Origin of the sequence: Coleofasciculaceae cyanobacterium (assembly GCA_036703275.1) — a bacterium.
GTDB lineage: Bacteria > Cyanobacteriota > Cyanobacteriia > Cyanobacteriales > Xenococcaceae > Waterburya.
Genome location: DATNPK010000102.1, coordinates 73,560 through 87,155, shown reverse-complemented (window position 1 = coordinate 87,155; position 13,596 = coordinate 73,560). Strand labels below are relative to the sequence as shown.

The following is a 13,596-nucleotide window of genomic DNA, read 5'->3' as shown; positions in this document are numbered from 1 at the left end:
AGCGATCGCTTTAGTTTTCTGAAGGAGTCATCTGATGATCCTTCATTTGAGAATTGTCTCCGTGGTTCATTTGATGATCCTTCATTTGAGAATTATTTTCGTGGTTCATCTGATGATTCATCATCTCAGGATTGTCTCCGTGGTTCATTTGATGATTCATCATTTGAGAATTATTTTCGTGGTTCATCTGATGATCCTTCATTTCAGGATTGTCTTCGTGGTTCATCTGATGATTCATCATTTCAGGATTGTCTTCGTGGTTCATCTGATGATCCTTCATCTCGGGATTATTTTGCTTGTGGTTGAGATGTTCGACACCTTCTAGATCTCCCATCCAGCCCATTCCTGGCATTCCTGCCATAAATCGATGGTCATGTAGTTTATCTGCACCATAAGTTTTTCCTGCTTCCATTCCTTCATGATTAGCCGCCATGACTAACCAAATCGCCCGTTGAATTTGTTCTTCCTGCTGGGTTTCACTCATCCACTCCGAAGCGAGAGCATCGTTGACCAGATCGTGCAGCATATGCAGATTATCAAAAGTATTAGCTATTTCGGGAAACCGAGCCGCAAAACGGGGGCTAGTTTCCGCAAACATCGGCATAAAAGCGCGATCTGTGCGATAAAGTTCTAGCTCGTGATATTGTTCGCCCATTTCCTCGTAGGCTTGCAGTTGTTCTTCTAAAGTTTTGCCGTAGAGTAAATCATACATCGAACCTTGTAGCCAATGATAACCCCAAAACAGGCCGTTTACTTTGGGATATTTTTCCCGAAAGGCTTTGGAGTAGGGTTGAGAATCGAGATAACCCATGTTCATCGGCAATCCTGTAATAGCGTAGGGTACGTTGTCGAGATAAAACTGATAGAGTTCCTCGATTTCGGCTTCTTTTTCTGCCTCAGTCATTTCCGTACTCGCCAATACGTCTACTGTTTGAGCATGGAAAATATGCGCCCAATCAAATACTTGTTCTAATACACCATACTTGCGTCCGAAGGTAGGCGAAATATTAGCTTCATCGGGCATTAAGGGGGGCGGATTTTTTAAAATTTTGTCGATCTTAGCAAAGGTTTGAGTTTCTAGTTCTTGAGCTTTCCCCGTTACTAAATCTTCGTAGGCAAAAGCATGACCGACAGCAACTCCATTCAAATCTAGAGCCAAAGGACGAATATTGTAAATATTGTCGTTATATTTACCCCGCTTGCGATAAATATGATTTTTCTCCTTGTTATTCATCCATTTGGGTAAATTAGTCGGCACAGCAGGTAAATCTCGAACTCCTGCTGCTGGAGTTTTTCCTTGGGTATTTTGATGTTGATGATTGTGATGCTCTTGCGCGATCGCACTTGATAATCCCGCGTTGACGAGAAAAGTAGCGCTCGCCAAAATAGAAGCAACGATAGAATTATTGAACATGATTATGTACTCCAAAAATATTGCCAAACATAGCGATTTGTAGAGCTGACAATCAACAGACTAATCTATTGATAAGTCTGAGAAGTTAACTAATAAAAAGTTACCTGTATTAGAAACGATTAATTGACCAACGGTCAGAGATTATCTTTAAGCTTTACACGATAAAATTAAATCAGAATGAAATTTTTTTAATTAATAAATTTAATTAGTTTTTAGCCAGCCTCACCAGAATCCTAAGTCAATTAATCCGCATTAATGTTATTTGCGAGATAAAAACCAGCGTTGGAAAAGTTTTTCCATTTCAATCCAGACAAACATCAGCATACTAAAACCAAAACAAATTGCTAGCTCTGTAGGGCTAAGTAAATGAGTGTTAAAGAAATTGCGTAGTGGTTCAACGTAAATTAGCAGCAGTTGTAAAACAGTAGTCAAAGTTACCGCACCTAAGACATACAGGTTAGAAAAAGGATTCATTTCAATAGTTAACCGGGTATTTGAGCGAACTGCCAGAGCGTGACCCATTTGCGCTAGGCATAAGGTAGTAAAGACCATAGTTTTCCAGCGCTCAGGATTCCCATCAATCCTACTGTAGTTATAAGACCAAACCATTAGCACTATGGTAATTATGGCAAAGATAATCCCGATTCTAACCATATACCACCCCAAACCACGAGCAAAAATACTCTCTTTAGGGTTATAGGGAGTACGGCGCATGACATTAGGTTCGGCTGGTTCTAATGCCAAAGCAAGGGCAGGTAAACCATCGGTGACTAGGTTCATCCAGAGAATTTGTAAAGGAGAAAGAGGAACGCCACCCAAGCCCAGCAAGGGAGCTGCTGCAATAACCAGCACTTCACCAATATTACTACCCAAAATATATTTAATAAAGCGACGGATGTTATCGTAAACTACTCTACCTTCTTCGGTGGCGGCAACTATAGTGGCAAAATTATCGTCTAGCAAAATCATATCGCTAGCTTCTTTACTAACATCCGTTCCCGTAATACCCATAGCGATACCGATGTCAGCTTGCTTGAGGGCAGGAGCGTCGTTCACTCCATCCCCCGTCATTGCCACAAATTCACCACGCTTTTGTAGGGCTTTGACGATGCGTAATTTATGTTCGGGGGCAACGCGGGCATAGACGCTAATCCTTTCTACTACTCGTTCTAACTCTTCTGTAGACATTGCTTCTAATTCTTGTCCGATTAAAGAAGAGTCGCTAAGGCTAGCAATATCTAATTTAGCAGCGATCGCCATAGCGGTTAAAGGATGATCGCCAGTAATCATCACGGGACGTATACCCGCCTGTTTACACCGTTGTACGGCTAATTCTACTTCAACGCGGGGTGCATCGAGCATTCCCACTAGTCCTAACCAGATTAGACCTTGTTCACTTTCGTTTTCTGTACTGGCAGCGGGAATTTTCGCCAGGGGTTTGTAGGCGAAGCCCAATATTCTCAGACCGATGCTTGCTAGATGGTCATTGGTTTCGAGAATCTGTTGCCTCTGGGAATCGTTAATTAATTGGGGGCTATCGTTGATAAAAATGCGCTCGCACCGTTCTAAAATTAACTCTGTCGAGCCTTTGGTAAACATCAAGTAGGGTAATTCATTATTTTGGTCATTAGCCACAATGACTGACATTCGCTTGCGTTCAGAATCAAAGGGAAATTCTTCCTGGCGAGGCATTGTATCCTTGACTTCTTCTTTAAACAAGCCTATTTTGCCAGCTAAGGTTAATAATGCACCTTCAGTTGGATCGCCCAGAATTGACCACTCTGTAGTTCTTTCAGCAAGGTTGCGCGAGTGTTGCAGCAAAGCATCGTTGCACAGTACACAAGCCAAAAATAACTTTTTGACTTCAGTTTCAATTTCAATTTGGTTGTTATCTTGACAGTAGAATGTTCCCGATGGTTCGTACCCTTCCCCCGTAACGCTGAAGTGATAAGAAGCTGTATAAACTTTCTGCACCACCATTTTGTTTTGGGTCAAAGTTCCTGTTTTATCGGAACAAATAGTAGTTACCGAACCCAAAGTTTCCACCGCAGGCAGTTTACGGATCAAAGCCTGACGACGGATCATTTTTTGCGTGCCAATCGCCAACGTTACAGTCACTACCGCAGGCAATCCTTCTGGGACAACAGCCACCGCCATACTTAAAGATATTTCCAGCAGTTCAGCAAAAGCTGACCATCCTGAGCGCAATACCCCAACAATAACTACTAAAGCCACCAATGCCAATGAACCACTAACCAGCACATTGCCTAGTTGGGTCATTCTCTGCTGTAGAGGGGTAGGTTCGGTTTCCACAGATTGAATCATCGAAGCAATCCGCCCGATCTCTGTCTCCATCCCTATTTTGGTGACGATCGCTTTGGCTCTGCCCTGGACGATTTCGGTACCTTGAAAGACTAAATTAGTGCGATCGCCTAAAGAAGCATTTTCGCTTAATACCGCAGCAGCATCTTTGGCAACGGCAGTAGCTTCTCCTGTCAGGGTAGACTCGGCAATTTGTAGGTTACGGGTTTCTAGTAAACGCCCATCAGCAGCAATTTGTACTCCTGCTTCTAGCAGCATGATATCTCCTGGGACTAGTTCCTTAGCCTCAATCTCTTGAGTAACATCATCGCGAATTACTCTCACTTGAGGAGAAGAAAGACTTTTGAGGGCAGCTAAGGCTTTTTCCGCGCGACTTTCTTGGAAATATCCTAAAATACCGTTTAAAATTACGATGCTAAAAATGGCGATTGCATCTTTGGGAAAGTTCTGCTGACGCCAATCTAAAATAGCTGAAACTATCGCCACGGCAATCAGCATGATTAACATGATGTTGGTAAACTGATCCCAGAGAATAGTTAAAGGACTGCGCCCTCCAGACTCTTCTAGTTCATTTGTACCAAAATATTGCTGTCTTTCGTAAACAAGTTCGGCACTCAAGCCGCGATCGCGATCGCTTTGCAATAATTCGGTAGCTGTTTCATGGCTTAGTGAGTGCCAGGGCTCATCAGTCTGAGGCATGGTAGCCGTATCAGAAGTACTAGGAAAATTCATCGCTTTCTTGAAGTGTAATTATTTAAATAAATTAGGTAATAAATCAGGAGCTTGCCAGAGAGCATAGCCGATAAAACCGAAAAATATGGTATTAACTAGAGTCAAGAGGTAGCCGCAGCACATTAATAAACCATCTGCTTCTAAAGTAGCTACTGCCAACAGTAAAATTGCCACGGCAGGTAGCGGATTGGTAAAAGGGATCGGTAACATCAGCAAGATAGATAGCCAGGTTATACAGAAGCCATTTCCGCTCCAGGTATAAGGATTATTGGCGACTCGCTTCCAACGCGAGCGCACAATTTTTTCTAGCCTAACCGTAATACGTCGAACATTCTTAAGTAAATGATGGCTCAAGCCGCTAGGAAATTGGAACCGAGCTATTGGCTTGGGTAGCCAGGGCGACTTTCTACCAAATGCCATTTGTATTCCCAATACCAAGCAGCCCGTACCCATTACCCCAGATAAACCAGGCGGCATAGGAAACAAAAAAGGTAAAACTAATAAGCCGATAATTAAACTAAAACCTCCCTCGGCAGTTTCCTGAAGAATTTCAGCTAGCGTTACTGGTTGAGTCGCTAGTTTGGTTAATAAAAGCTGAATATCCTGAGTAAATTTGAGAGACATTAAGCGTAAAAAGCTATGACCATGATGGACAAGCCAATTAAAGTTCAAGTAAATATCAATTATAAATTGAAAAAGATTTTAAGTTAATAGTTGCGTCATAAGTCTCCTAACAAAACAATTGAACATTTTAAGTTTTGTAGCAGAGGTTTAGTGGTGGCGCCAAGAGCCAAACTATCTACGCCGACACGCTGGCGTTGCGATCGCAATATTACTAGTTCATGGGTTGAGCTAACGTTAACAACTTCTTTAACGAAGTTGTTATGGGCTGTAACGCGAATATCTACTGTTGCTTTTGTCAAGAAATGTTTAGCTACTGTTTCTAATTTTTTATGCAGGTGATTTTTACGTTCTTTGGAAGTACCAGCAGGACATACATGAAGTAGGGTGATTTCTGTGCCTTCTGCCATCAAATTTTGAGCAAAACGTATGGGACGTAAACCAGCAGGGTAAAGGTTTTCTACTGGCACCAGAATACGTTTAATTTTTAAAGGAGAATCTAAAAGACGAGCCACGGCTACCGAGCAATGAGCTGACCAGAGTACGCTGTCGGTAATCGAACTAAAGAAGCGAGAACGAAAGCTGTTGAGGTTGTTAAAGCCTAAGACAATTAAACTAGCGTCAACTTCCCGACTTGCATGACTTATGCCTTGAGCGATATCGTACTCAACCCTTAATTCTGGCTGAGCAGGAATATCAAGTTCTTGAGTTACTGTTAAGGCCTGGGCAAGTAATCCTTGACAACGTTCTACAGCTAGGTTTAATTGAGGAGAATCTAAACGAGATTCGGCTTTAGCGATCGCTAAAGGAATAATTTGCCCTTCATTTTTTTTAGTCAACAAAGATGCCAACTCCAAAAGATATCGCTCTGTTTGAGGGTTAGAAACAGGAACAACAACTCGTAAACCTTTGGCTAAAGGAGCAACAGAACTAGATTCTTCTTCTGATTCAGTTACAGGTAAATCTTTATTATTTAATCGAGCAGCAGCGCGGGAAGTAATCAAAGGTCCTGCTACTGAAGTTACTAGCATCAGTAAAATAACGCTGTTAAATACATTCTCGTTGATAATTTGGGCTTGAAAAGCAATTAAAGCCGCAGCTAGGGTTGCAGCAACCTGGGGCAAGGACAAAGACCACATGGTTATGGTTTGTTGCCAACTGTAGCGATAGGCAAGTTTAGCCAGACAAGCTGCGATAAACTTACTTAAAAACAACGCTCCTAAAATTGAGAGCGGAATACCAATGGAGCGAAAAATATCTTCAAACGCTTTGAGATCGAGCAATAAGCCCATATCCACAAAGAAAATGGGAATAAATAAAACCGAACCGACAAACTCCACTTTTTCTTTAACTGGACCCTCGCCGATTACGTCGTTAACCGCCAACCCAGTCAAAAAAGCTCCGACAATTTTTTCGACTCCAATTGCTTCTGCCCCCACCGAAGCTACAAACAGAGCAAGAAGTACAAAGAGAAACTGATTACTCTGGTCGTTTCGCGAGCGACGGAAAAAAGCTTTACCCAAACGGTCTAAGCCAACTAAAACGACTGTGGTGTAAATAGCTAAAGAGCCTAGTAATATGGCCAGATCGAGGGCGGTAAAATCTCCTTTATTTATTCCCAAACAAATTGCCAGCACCAACAAGGCACCGATATCGGTAAAAATTGTCGCGCCAATGGTTACCGTAACTGCTTCGTCATTGACTACCCCCAAGCGTTTGACAATGGGATATGCCAGCAGAGTATGGGAAGCCAAAAGCGAACCGATTAAAATCGAAGTATTCCAGCTAAAACCAAACGATTGCCCGACAATTGTGCCAGCAATCATGGGTACAGCAAAAGTGGCAAAACCAAAGCCTAAAGAGCGATTTTTCGTGCGCTTAAACTGTTCCAGGTCAATTTCTAGCCCCGCCACAAACATCAGGTAAATCTTGCCAATATCTGCCAGTAGCACCATAGTTTCTGATTTACTATCAAGCAGACCTAAACCACTGCTACCAAAAACTACCCCAGCAACTAATAGGCCGACTAATCCAGGCAACTTTAATTTCTCAAAGATCGGGGGTACCAGGAAAATAATTGCCAACAAAAGCGCAAAGGTGAAAATAGGCTCACGTATCGTCTCTGAAAATGTTTCCATGCTGGCAATAATTATTACAAGTTAAAACTACACGAAATTCTGACCTATTTTTGAACTTTTGACATCTTTCTAAAGTCCATAAAGCCACACAATCAAAAGTGGTGTGACGATCGCCATGATCAGATTTAAAGGCGCGCCCACACGGAAAAAATCGCTAAATTTATAACCACCAGGAGTATAAACCATCGTGTTTGTCTGATAGCCAATGGGAGTCATAAAGCTATTAGAAGCAGCGAAGGTAACGGCAAACATCATGGAGATCGGGTTGAGATTAAGAGATGTGGCTACTTCTGCTGCAATGGGTATCAGTAAAACTACCGAGGCATTATTAGAAAGTATTTCTGTTAGTAGAGAGGTAACTACAAAAAAGAATAACAAAATCCAATAGCCACTAAAGTTTCCCCCTGCTACTAGGAGATTATCTGCTAGCCACTTAGTTGCGCCAGAGTTTTCCATAGCTGTACCCAAAGGAATTAAACCTGCTAAGAGAAAAATTACGTCCCAACGCACTGCACCATATACTTCTCCTGGTTTTAGGCAGCCCGTGATGATCATTAACATAACCCCTACCAAAGCACTGACCAAAATCGGCAACCAGTCAAAGGCAGCTAGAAGGATTACTCCCAGAATAATTCCCACCGCAATCCAAGCTTTATCTCGACGGATTGATTCTGGTTCTTTTTGTTCCATCACCAGTAATTCTCTAGTGGTTTGTAAACCGAGTAAACTTTGTTTGGCGCCCTGTACCAACAGCAAATCACCAAACCTGAGACTAACTTTGCCTAGTCTATCTCTAATCAATTCTTCGCCTCGACGAACCGCTAGCACAGTTAAGTTGTAGCGTTGGCGAAATCTCAAGTCTTTGAGGGTTGTGCCAATTAAACGAGAGTTAGAGAGAATCAAAACCTCGGCAATACCTTCATCCTCTGAACTAAGTTCACTTGCCAGATTTTTTTGATTAAATTTTAGATCTGGCAGAATATCTAAGCTCTGTTCGGTTTTTATTTTTAAGACATCCTCGGTTTTGCCTCGTACTAGCAAAATATCTCCCGCACTAAAAGGAATACTAGATACTGGTTGAGCCTGGCGAGCGCCATTTCTGATTATTTCTAGAACATCAACATTAAAATCTCGTCGTATTTGCGATGAACGCAGCGTCTTGCCAATTAACTTAGAACTGGGGGTAACAATAACTTCGGTCACATAATCTTCCAAACCATAATCTTCACTGACTACATCGCTAGTTGGATTTTTGCGATTAGGCAACAAACGGGGCGCAATAAAAGCTAGATAGCCTAAGCCAACCAAAAATGTCAGGATTCCTAAACCCGTAAACTGAAATAAACTAAATTCTCCATAACCTAAATCTTTAGCGATGCCACTAGCAAGAACGTTGGTAGACGTGCCAATTAGGGTAATCATCCCGCCTAAAATAGTGACAAACGATAAGGGCATCAAAAGTTTAGAGGGAGATATGCCGCGTTTTTTACACCATTCTTCGACAATGGGCAAAAATATAGCCACCACCGCTGTATTGTTGATAAACCCAGAGATTGGTCCGACGAGTAATCCCATGATTAAAATCTGACGGGTAATACTTTTACCACCCCACTTGAGCAGTAAATCTCGAAAGACTTGGATTACTCCAGTACGGCTAATACCTGCACTGAGAATAAACATTGCCATAACGGTAATGGTAGCAGAGTTGCCGAATCCCGCTATGCCTTCCTCGGGAGTAACTAACCCTAGCAGAATCAATACTACTGCCACACAAAGAGCTGTAATATCTACAGGTAGCCACTCAGTAATAAAACAGACTAGGGCAGCAACGACCACCCCCAAGGTGAGAAATATAGTCATAGATTTTTATTGGTGGTTAGCTGTGGTTAGGATGCTGTGGCTTTGATTGTTCATATTACTATGTCAGACCATCGAACACCAGTTTTAGTCATGGGTTCATTAGGACTAGTTAAATCTTGTAGATAATAAAGCGATTAAACTAACGGTAATTCAATCAAAAATGTACCAGTCAAAATACAAACAATAGCTCTTCTTGCAATAATCTGGCAACATCTAAACCGAATGGCATGATTGACAATTAATAGTTATATCATTTCTCAAAAGTAAGAATAAACTTGGTAGTAGCGCGTCCAGATTAATTTGTTGGGTATTGAAAATTTTTTTCAGCCTCCTAACCCTTTCTCGCGCATTCACTCGATAGCCGCACTCCTGCCCTTGCCCTAAAGCATACCGCTCCGAGACCGAAGGGCGGAGTGCGGTTTATCCGTGAATCCGTGATTGGCATATCCTTTAGGGCGAAGCTTATCCGTGATAGACTAACTTCGTGTGACGCGCTAGCTTATACTAAAGCCCGTGCATGATTCCCTTCGGTCACACTCGCTTCGCGACGCGAAGCTAGTCATGCACGGGCATCGTCCGAAGGTGTCTATAGCGGATACACCTACGGATATACCATGCACGGGAATCCTTTAGAACGCGGAGGTATCCTCCGTCTTCTGCAAGTGGCGTTAGAACAAAGCGTGAAACCCAACAAAGTCTTTTACAGCAATTTTTGATTGGGTAGATTACATTAATTTGTCTAAGTAATAAGTAATAATGCAAGAAACTCATTACTTATTAATTCAGCCCAGCATTTTAGCCTAGATGTGCTATTACAATTTAATTTTATCTCTCCAGTTAATGCCTGAAAATTGGTATTATTTTAGTTATTTTGCCAAAATCTGGTCGTCATAATTCAACTGCGAATCATCTGTTTGGACTTTTGATTCATAGTTATACTCGATTTTCAAGATAAATACGGAGAACAGGTAATAAATCGCAATTTATTACCGTCTGCCTCAAATCGATTCTAGGTTTCTCATTCCCAGCCTATAACTACTGAATACAATAAAGATACTCAAAATTAAAAATTTTCAGCAATCGGGGAGTATCTAAATTAAAAATAGTTTTGGTTAAGTTTCTAATTATGTAAATTTAAATCTTTTTAGGCTTTGAGCTTATTTGGCGATCGCGTTTGAGCGGAAAAAGCCGAGAAAGAATCAATATATTGAGCGTAATCACGATGAAAACAATTAACTGAAGCAATAGATTAACCAACCATAAACTTGATCTTGGGTAAATAAATCAAATATCTTTTCTCTGGCAAAGACACTCGACTCTAATCGCCATACAATTAAAATCGGCTCGTTTTTCTAACTCAACAAGCCGTTAGTGCTTAACTATGACAGTTAAATGTCAATTTTGACCTAATTTAGTTTAATTATGTCTGTTTACTCCGATCATTTACCTTCAAATTAGTCTAGATCGGACGAGGTCTTATTCAGCCAACTTTTTAATTTTTTCTTATGATCGGATGCCCAAAGTAAAGGAGTTCCAGCTTTTGCCCAAAGAGGCATAGGAATTGGCGTCCAGTAGTAAATTGACAGTAGTTTACGACTGCGGTTTAACGGGCAAGACAAAGTATTAGGTGCGCCATGAAAGGTTTTGGCGGTGGTAGGAAAAATAATCGTGCGGTTGAAATAGGGAGGATAGCTAATTCGATCTTGTTTATTTTGGTTGTCTTGCAGCGCCAATTCACCGCCCCAGCTCTCATCCCAATCTCGATTGAGATAAATCAAAATATTGATACGACGCATCAAAGGCAAACTAAAATGCCTAGTATAGTCAGCGTGCATTTCTAGCCATCCATCGCGATACATTTCATGTAAACCTGCACCATGAAACAGAGGATCTCCTACCAAGTTATTGATTCCAACGATTGGTTCGATCGCTTTGATGACATCGCTAGAATTTAGCCACAAACAGAACATTTGGGTAAATATTGATAAGCCATCGATGCCTCGCGAAGTAGTTTTTAGCTCATGGGCTGTATCCCAAACTAGCCAATCTCTGCCTTTAGCTTGAGGAAATTCTGCTACTACGCGATCGAGTAATGCGGGATCGAAGAGATTGTCAATAACTAAATGAGGATATGGCTTCGCTGCTGCGTAAGACTGGCGTAAAAGTTCTGATTCATTGCGTAAACGGTCTAGCGCAGGGGCAAAAGCATTTAAATGTAGGACGTTATTTTCTGTATTGGACTGAGATAAACTAACGGTCATAGATTTTTAATAAATGTTTTACTTGTAAAAACTTATCAGTTAGTCATGACATGGTGATGACAGTTTTATGTCAATTTGGACAAAACTTAATTTAACAGTTCCATCGTAATCAAGTTATAACAGTTTAGTTTGTCTGGTTTTTGGCAAATTTCAATAGCGAATAGATAGCTCAATTAAGTTTTTTGCAAGATAAAATACGCTACTAAAACAGTTTGGCAAAGTTATGTCATATGTGTGAATTCGGACAAATCACTAAATAGATCTGGCATCGAAAGCGAGCATTTTATTGATTGGTAAGCAGAACTTAAAAGTACTTCCCTGTCCGAGCTTACTTTCAACCTGTATAGTTCCTCCATGTAGTTCCACTAAACGCTTACAGATTGCCAAGCCAATTCCAGTACCGCTGTATTTTTGAGAGCGAGATTTTTGCGATCGCCAAAAGCGTTTAAAGATATGAGGTAATTCTGCTTCGACAATTCCTGAGCCTGTATCAATAACTGATATCCAGACTCGGTCAATTTCCGACCAAGCCTTGAGAGTAATTGAACCTTGTTGGGTGTGGCGTATAGCGTTACTAAGCAAATTGATCAAAATCTGCTCCAGACGATCTTTATCGACCATGACGTAGGGTAAATTAATGGAGCAGTCTAAAATAAGTTGGCGATCGCTTTCGAGTAGTTGATCGCTAAACCTTTCGACTAAGGGTTCGAGGATATAGCGCAGATTAGTAGACATTTTTTTGAGGGTTAAGTTACCTGCTTCGGCTTGAGAAAGCTCTTGTAAGTCATTAACCAAACGTTGTAACCGCTTAGTTTCCAAAATTAATCGGGAATAGATTGGCGGTTTGGCAACAATAATGCCGTCGGCGATTTCTTCTAAACGCCCGCGAATAATAGTTAGGGGAGTTCGTAATTCGTGGGTAAGATCGTCGATAATTTCTCGCCTTCTTGATTCTACTTCTTCTAAAGAAGATGCCATGCGATTAAAACCCATTGCCAGACGATTTAATTCAGGAATTTCTAAATGACCCATTCGCTCATCCAGTTTACCGTTGGCGAATCGATCGATCATAGTCTCGATTTGATTTAAAGGCTGGACAATCCGTTTAGCCAGCCAATAGCTAAGAACTGCTGCTGCTAGTGTACCAATTAAAAATGACCAAAAATTTCCCCTCGTCCAAGCTGTCTCAAATACTTCTAACAGTTGAGTATGGGCAGTACTAATAGTTAAGCCTCTTCCTTGCATATTTCTGAGCTGGAATTTAAAAAATCGGGGCGAAAAAAAATTACCCACTACCGAAGATGCCGTCACCCCGACGATAGTGACTAAAATATGAGACAGAAATAGTCGGATTTGCAGATTGAGCTTGGTCATTTTTTTCTATAAATCCTCAAATTTGTATCCTACGCCCACGACGGTTTGAATAAATTTTGGCTTACTAGTAGAAGGTTCAACTTTTTTGCGCAATCTGGCAATGTGAGTATCAATAACTCGCTCTTCACCAAAAAAATCATCTCCCCAAAGCTTGTCAATTAGCTGTCCTCTTTCCCATACCCTGCCAGGATGTTTAACAAACAAAGCCATTAATTTAAACTCAGAAGAAGATAAATCCAATTCTTCGGCTGAGTCGGCATCAAGATGACGAGTGACAGAGTGCTGTTCTAGATCGATGGTAAAAGACTTAGTTCGGATCGAGCCAGAGCGATCGCTAGAGATCCGTAAACGACGGCGTAACAAAGCCCGTACTCTGGCGACTAATTCTCTAGGACTAAAGGGTTTAATGTAATAATCATCTGCTCCCGTGGATAGACCAATAATGCGATCGATTTCTTCACCCCTAGAAGTCAACATCAAAATGTAGGGATCGTTAGCCACTGGTTTTTGGCGGATTTGAGTACATACTTCTAATCCATCCATGCCGCCAGGCAGTCGGATATCGAGGATAATCAAGTCGGGTTGTTGTTCGCCAAAAAGTCGTATAGCAGAACGACCATCATGACATACATGACAAGAAAATCCTTCGGCTTCCAGGCATTCTTGAATGATTTCGGCTATTTCTAGTTCGTCTTCGACAATTAAAATTTTCATGTTGATAGCTAGTAACTAAAAGGGATCGCCAAACGCGTCCCCAAATTTTTCTCATCGCTTGGCAACTATTTTACCGCTTGCCAAAATTCAGCTAATTAAGGCAAAAACCGTTATTATCGCTGCAATACCTACATAGTAAATTTGTATATCTATCAGTCAA

At 41.3% G+C, this 13,596-nt stretch carries 8 protein-coding genes; all 8 read right to left on the bottom strand.

What is annotated here, in order from left to right; translation table 11 throughout:
• Positions 1-10 precede the first annotated feature (10 nt).
• Positions 11-1,414 carry a hypothetical protein gene (locus tag V6C71_22575; GenBank protein HEY9771245.1) on the bottom strand — a complete coding sequence of 468 codons (1,404 nt, stop codon included), beginning with the start codon at positions 1,412-1,414 and terminating at the stop codon, positions 11-13.
• A gap of 258 nt (positions 1,415-1,672) precedes the next feature.
• Positions 1,673-4,468: a cation-translocating P-type ATPase gene (locus V6C71_22570; protein HEY9771244.1), complete on the bottom strand. Its 2,796-nt coding sequence runs from the start codon at positions 4,466-4,468 to the stop codon at positions 1,673-1,675.
• Positions 4,469-4,486: 18 nt separating this feature from the next.
• Positions 4,487-5,092, bottom strand: coding sequence for an exopolysaccharide biosynthesis protein (locus tag V6C71_22565; protein ID HEY9771243.1), 606 nt, complete (start codon positions 5,090-5,092; stop codon positions 4,487-4,489).
• Between the two features lie 95 nt (positions 5,093-5,187).
• On the bottom strand, positions 5,188-7,227 hold the full coding sequence (locus tag V6C71_22560) for a cation:proton antiporter (protein HEY9771242.1): 2,040 nt from the start codon (positions 7,225-7,227) through the stop codon (positions 5,188-5,190).
• A 69-nt stretch (positions 7,228-7,296) separates the two neighbouring features.
• Positions 7,297-9,087, bottom strand: a complete 1,791-nt coding sequence (locus tag V6C71_22555; protein HEY9771241.1) for an SLC13 family permease — start codon at positions 9,085-9,087, stop codon at positions 7,297-7,299.
• A 1,454-nt stretch (positions 9,088-10,541) separates the two neighbouring features.
• Complete coding sequence (locus V6C71_22550) at positions 10,542-11,348, bottom strand: 2OG-Fe(II) oxygenase (GenBank protein HEY9771240.1); 807 nt, start codon at positions 11,346-11,348, stop codon at positions 10,542-10,544.
• A gap of 252 nt (positions 11,349-11,600) precedes the next feature.
• A complete protein-coding gene (locus tag V6C71_22545; GenBank protein ID HEY9771239.1) occupies positions 11,601-12,722 on the bottom strand; it encodes a HAMP domain-containing sensor histidine kinase in 1,122 nt (373 codons plus the stop codon).
• Between the two features lie 6 nt (positions 12,723-12,728).
• Positions 12,729-13,436 (bottom strand): response regulator transcription factor, encoded by a 708-nt coding sequence (locus V6C71_22540; GenBank protein HEY9771238.1) that lies wholly within the window; start codon positions 13,434-13,436, stop codon positions 12,729-12,731.
• Positions 13,437-13,596: the final 160 nt, after the last annotated feature.

Coding starts and splice junctions, on each gene's coding strand:
- V6C71_22575 (HEY9771245.1), bottom strand. CDS start 1,414: ATGTTCAATAATTCTATCGTTGCTTCTATTTTGGCGAGCGCTACTTTT.
- V6C71_22555 (HEY9771241.1), bottom strand. CDS start 9,087: ATGACTATATTTCTCACCTTGGGGGTGGTCGTTGCTGCCCTAGTCTGT.
- V6C71_22565 (HEY9771243.1), bottom strand. CDS start 5,092: ATGTCTCTCAAATTTACTCAGGATATTCAGCTTTTATTAACCAAACTA.
- V6C71_22550 (HEY9771240.1), bottom strand. CDS start 11,348: ATGACCGTTAGTTTATCTCAGTCCAATACAGAAAATAACGTCCTACAT.
- V6C71_22570 (HEY9771244.1), bottom strand. CDS start 4,468: ATGAATTTTCCTAGTACTTCTGATACGGCTACCATGCCTCAGACTGAT.
- V6C71_22540 (HEY9771238.1), bottom strand. CDS start 13,436: ATGAAAATTTTAATTGTCGAAGACGAACTAGAAATAGCCGAAATCATT.
- V6C71_22560 (HEY9771242.1), bottom strand. CDS start 7,227: ATGGAAACATTTTCAGAGACGATACGTGAGCCTATTTTCACCTTTGCG.
- V6C71_22545 (HEY9771239.1), bottom strand. CDS start 12,722: ATGACCAAGCTCAATCTGCAAATCCGACTATTTCTGTCTCATATTTTA.